Source organism: Streptomyces sp. NRRL S-455 (genome assembly GCF_000717875.1).
Lineage (GTDB): Bacteria > Actinomycetota > Actinomycetes > Streptomycetales > Streptomycetaceae > Streptomyces.
The window spans coordinates 1-387 of record NZ_JOCT01000084.1; the positions used below are offsets into that span (position 1 = coordinate 1).

Annotated in this window: 1 protein-coding gene; it reads left to right on the forward strand. The window is 65.9% G+C overall.

Annotation, left to right across the window (positions count from 1 at the left end; translation table 11 throughout):
- The coding region (locus tag IE97_RS0137910; RefSeq protein ID WP_030252310.1) for an alpha-amylase family glycosyl hydrolase at positions 1–387 on the forward strand (387 nt) is incomplete at both ends.

Below are 387 nucleotides of genomic sequence, written 5' to 3' on the forward strand. Positions count from 1 at the left end.
TGGTTCAAGCGCGCCGTCTTCTACGAGGTGCTCGTCCGCTCGTTCCAGGACAGCAACGGCGACGGCGTCGGTGACCTGAAGGGCCTGACCGCCAAGCTCGACTACCTCCAGTGGCTGGGCGTCGACTGCCTGTGGCTGCCGCCGTTCTTCAAGTCACCGCTCCGCGACGGCGGCTACGACGTCTCCGACTACACGGCCGTGCTGCCGGAGTTCGGCGACCTGGCCGACTTCGTGGAGTTCGTCGACTCCGCCCACCAGCGCGGCATGCGCGTGATCATCGACTTCGTCATGAACCACACCAGCGACCAGCACCCGTGGTTCCAGGAGTCGAGGAAGGATCCCGACGGGCCCTACGGCGACTACTACGTGTGGGCCGACGACGACAAG